This is a genomic window from Kitasatospora sp. NPDC057518, assembly GCF_042802075.1.
Lineage (GTDB): Bacteria > Actinomycetota > Actinomycetes > Streptomycetales > Streptomycetaceae > Kitasatospora.
In genome coordinates, this window is sequence record NZ_JBHVEU010000621.1 from 1 (window position 1) to 4,044 (window position 4,044).

The 4,044-nt window shown below is 73.2% G+C and carries 5 protein-coding genes; 2 read left to right on the plus strand and 3 right to left on the minus strand.

Annotation, left to right across the window (positions count from 1 at the left end):
• Window positions 1-127 precede the first annotated feature (127 nt).
• The 3 genes from ACFU7Z_RS37275 to ACFU7Z_RS37285 form a co-directional block, all read right to left on the minus strand.
• Window positions 128-499: a fic family toxin-antitoxin system, toxin component gene (locus tag ACFU7Z_RS37275; protein WP_074002898.1), complete on the minus strand. Its 372-nt coding sequence runs from the start codon at window positions 497-499 to the stop codon at window positions 128-130.
• Window positions 496-738 (minus strand): plasmid mobilization protein, encoded by a 243-nt coding sequence (locus ACFU7Z_RS37280; RefSeq protein WP_143204553.1) that lies wholly within the window; start codon window positions 736-738, stop codon window positions 496-498. Before ACFU7Z_RS37280 ends, ACFU7Z_RS37275 begins: the two co-directional genes overlap by 4 nt.
• 71 nt (window positions 739-809) lie before the next feature.
• A complete protein-coding gene (locus tag ACFU7Z_RS37285) occupies window positions 810-1,682 on the minus strand; it encodes a glycosyltransferase family 2 protein (protein ID WP_380782535.1) in 873 nt (290 codons plus the stop codon).
• Window positions 1,683-2,022: 340 nt separating this feature from the next.
• Between ACFU7Z_RS37285 and ACFU7Z_RS37290 the strand changes: the two genes are divergently transcribed.
• Entirely contained in the window at window positions 2,023-2,778 is a 756-nt protein-coding gene (locus ACFU7Z_RS37290; RefSeq protein WP_380782531.1) for a ScbR family autoregulator-binding transcription factor, read from the plus strand.
• Between the two features lie 314 nt (window positions 2,779-3,092).
• On the plus strand, window positions 3,093-3,992 hold the full coding sequence (locus ACFU7Z_RS37295) for a BTAD domain-containing putative transcriptional regulator (protein WP_380782533.1): 900 nt from the start codon (window positions 3,093-3,095) through the stop codon (window positions 3,990-3,992).
• The last annotated feature ends 52 nt before the right edge of the window (window positions 3,993-4,044 follow it).

Sequence of the window (4,044 nt, forward strand, 5' to 3'; positions counted from 1 at the left end):
TTTACAAGCACAACACGGAATACGCGATGTCAAACTGTCTGGTGGGCTGGTATTTGTGTATAAGAGACCGGCGGTGCGGGCGCGCGAGAAGTCGGATCGGCCGACTTCTCGCGCTGCACCGGAACGCTCAGCGGTACCAGGTACGGATCGCGGCCGCGGTCTCCCGGACGTCGGCGTCGCCGGCCCGGATTCGGGCGGCCAGCTCGACGGCCTGCTTGGGCTCGGCGGTGACGATGACGCCGGAGGCGCTGAGGTAGGAGGCGGCGACCACGGCGGCGAAGTGCTCGTTGGCGGAGTCCAGCGCCGGGACGCGGATCAGCTGGTGCATCAGGGCTGCCGCGCGCTGGTGCGCGGCCCCGTACACCGGTACCTCCATGACGGTGTCGGCGTGCCGGGCGACGGCGGCGGCGAGGGTGCCGTAGTCGGTGACGTCCGGGTCGCTCGGCAGGAACTGGTGGGCGATGTCGAGCAGCCAGGCCCGGTCGATCCGGAGGATCACGCGGCGTCCGCCTCGGCGGCGCGGGTGCTCAGGGGATAAGGCCCGAACTCCTCCTCGAAGGCGGGCCCCCAGGTCTGGGCGAAGTGCGCCGCGGCGGTCAGGAACCGTTCCCTCCGCTCGTCCGCCTCCTCGGCCAGCACCTTGCGTGCGTAGTCCGGCAGGCTCATCCCGGCGGCCTCCGCGCGCTGCTCCAGGGCCTCGTGCACGGTGTCGTCCAGTCGGACGTTCAACTGCTTCATACCGGCGAGCGTAGCGACTGGTAGGGGGTGCTACAAGAGCAGGGCCCACAGCGGGCCCCCGCGCCCGGGTGTCAGAACACCGGGGGCCGCCCCAGCCGGGTCATCCGCCAGACCGTGGCCCAGCGCATCGGGCGGCGGGGTGGGCACGGGGTGCGGACGCCCTCCAGGAAGCCGGAGTACCAGGCGCGCAGTCCGGCGGCGGGCGGGCGGCGGGAGAGGGTGTAGACCGACCAGGAGGCGAGGTACGGCGGGACCAGGACGGCGGGCAGTCGGCGTTTGGCCGGCCAGACGCGGTTGCGGGCCGTCAGCCGGTAGTAGGCGGCGTGCCGGGCGGGCTCGGTCCGGGGGTGTTGGAGCAGGAGGTCGGCCCGGTAGCGGATCGACCAGCCGGCGTCGAGGACGCGCCAGGCGAAGTCCGTCTCCTCGTGGGCGTAGAAGAACCGCGAGGGGAAGCCGCCGACCCGGTCGATGGCGCTCATCCGGATCGCGTGGCCGCCGCCCAGGAAGGTGGTCACCTCGCCGGAACGCAGGGCGCCGGAGGGGCCCGGGCGCGGGACGTGGCGGCGCTGGGTGTGCCCCGTCCCGTCGGCGACCCGGAAGCCGACGACGCCGAGGAGCCGCTCCCGCTCGAAGGCCTCCCGGACCAGCCGGAAGGTGTCGGTGCGGGGGAGCAGGCCGTCGTCGTCCAGGTTCACCACCACGTCCACACCGCCGAGTTCGCGCAGCCGCCGGGCGCCGAGGTTGCGGCCGCCGGGGATGCCGAGGTTCTCCGGCAGTTCCACCGCGTCCACCCAGTCCGGGAGCGGCGGCAGCCGCACGCCCTGCCCGATCACCACGACCCGGGCGGCCTCGCCCTCCTGGGCTGCCACCGAGTCGAGGAGCGCGCCCAACTCCCGGGGCCGGTCGCCCATCGTCAGTACCACCACGCCCAGCCTGAGGCCCATCCGCACCCGCTTCCGTCGAGGAATCCCGCAGATCCGGTGCAACGACCGGCCCGGCTCGGAGGTCACGTACGGATGGGAGCGAATGTTGGTACGGAGGCGAACGCCTGGAAGAAACCGTTCGTTCGGTTTTTCGGGTGCGGGAGGCGGTGCGCCGGAGGCCGATCCACCGGGGCGGCCGAGGCGTGCGGTCACCCACGGGGCGGTGGGGCCTGACGGGGTGTGGGGAGGGGGAGTGGTTGGCGGGATTCCTCGGCATCGTCTTGTCGGTCGTGGGTGGGGCGAAGCTAAGATACGGGGTGTTTGGTTTTGTTTTCCGGGAGCTCAGGGCGGGGTGGTTTCGGTGGTACGGCAGGAACGGGCGCTCCGGACACGTCGGCTGATCCTGGAGGCGGCGGCCTCGGTCTTCGACGAGTTCGGGTACGAGGGCGCGACCATCGGCGAGGTGGTCTCCCGGGCCGGTGTGACGCGCGGTGCGGTGTATTTCCATTTCGCCTCGAAGCGCGATCTGGCGCAGGGCGTGGTGGAGGAGCAGTTCGTCCAGGACGGAGTTCCCGAACGGAGCTGCAAGCTCCAGGAGTTCGTGGACACCGGGATGGTGGTGGCGTACCTGATGCCGCGCGACCCGCTGCTCAGCGCGGGTGCCCGGCTGTCGCTCGGGCAGGACCTCTTCGACGATCTGGGCGGCGGCGCCATCCCCGGCTGGATCAGCCGGTTCGAGGCGCTGCTGGTCGCGGCCGGCGAGCGCGGCGAGCTGCTCCCGCACGTCGTGCCGGCGGACACCGCGTGGCTGCTCGTCGCCGCGTGGACGGGGGTGCAGATCCAGTCCCAGAAGCTCTGCGGCCGGGCCGACCTGGAGCTGCGGGTGTCCGCGCTGTACCAGCACCTGATGCCGAGCATCGCGGTGCCGGGCGTGCTCGGCTCGCTGCAGATGGGGCCGAACCGCGGTGCCCAGGTGGTGGCCGAGGCCGCAGCGGCCCGTGCGGCGGCGGAGGGCGACCCGGAGGGCGGCGACATCGACGGCGGTCCGGACGGCGGTCCGGACGGTGCGGGCGGCGCCGTGCGCGCCGAGGTGCAGACGGAGGTCGGGGTGGGCTGACGGCGGCTCACCGCCCGACCCACCTGCGGGAATCCGGGTGGGCGAGGGCGGCGGGGGCGGGCGAATCGGCGGCGACGGGACCACGGGGGTCCGGCGCCGCCTTTGGTTTGCCCGGGCCCGGTCACGCGGTGCGGCGGTGGCACTGCCGAGGGTGGCGGGCCGCAACGTCCGCGCAAAACAAACAGCACGTTCGGTTTTGTATTGACAAACCGCGCGTCCTGTTTTTCACTGGTAGCAGTTGACCCAGGGTGTCGACCCGGGTGCCGGCCGTGGCCGTGGAGGCTGCGGCGTTCCGTGTGATTGGGGTGGTCATCGTGGAAATTCGGGTGCTCGGGGCGCTGGACGTCCGGGTGTGCGGGATATCGGTGGTGCCGTCGGCGCCGAAGCCGCGGCAGGTGCTGGGACTGCTGGCGCTGCGGGCGGACCAGGTGGTGTCGGCCGGGGTGCTGGCCGACGAGCTGTGGTCCGGCCGTCCGCCGCGCAGTGCGCGCACCACCGTGCAGACGTACGTGCTCCAGCTGCGCGACCTCATCGACCGGGCGCTCGCGACGGCCGGTACGGCGCGGGGGGTGTCCTGCGCCAAGGACGTCCTGGTGACCTCGCCGGGCGGCTACATGCTCAACAGCGGCGGCGGACTGACGGACCTCCGGGAGTTCGAGCGCCTGGCCGGCACCGGCTACCGGGCGATGGACGGCGAGGACTACCCGGGGGCGGCCCGGCTGCTCGGCGAGGCGCTCGCGCTGTGGCGCGGGCCGGCCTTCGCGGACGTCCCGGTCGGCGGCCAACTCGCCGTCGAGGCCCGGCGGTTGGAGGAGACCCGGCTCTGCGCGCTGGACCAGCGGATCGAGGCCGACCTGCGCCTCGGCCGGCACCGGGTGCTGCTCGCCGAACTCACCGTCCTGGTCGACCGCTACCGCACCCACGAGAGCCTGCACGGCCAGTACATGGTCGCGCTGCACCGCTCCGGCCGCCGGGGCGAGGCGTTGGAGGCCTACCAGCGCCTGCGGAACACCCTGGTACGGGAGTTGGGCATGGAGCCCTCGGTCGGACTGCGGCGGCTCCAGCGCTCCATCCTGCTCGCCGGTCCCGAGCGTGTGTCCGAGCGCGGGTTGGAGCGCGGGTCGGAGCGTGCGGCGGATCGCGAGCCCGCCGGTGTGGCCGCCGGTGCGGCCGCCGGGCCGGAGGCGGCGGCCCGGTTCAGCCGGGCCGGCTGAACCGGCCGGTTGTCCGGGTCGTGGGCCGGGCCGTCCCGGTCGGTGTCGCATC

What these genes read in the sequence shown, in the direction of transcription:
- ACFU7Z_RS37280 (WP_143204553.1), bottom strand. Translation starts at nt 738, where the DNA reads ATGAAGCAGTTGAACGTCCGACTGGACGACACCGTGCACGAGGCCCTG.
- ACFU7Z_RS37285 (WP_380782535.1), bottom strand. Translation starts at nt 1,682, where the DNA reads ATGGGCCTCAGGCTGGGCGTGGTGGTACTGACGATGGGCGACCGGCCC.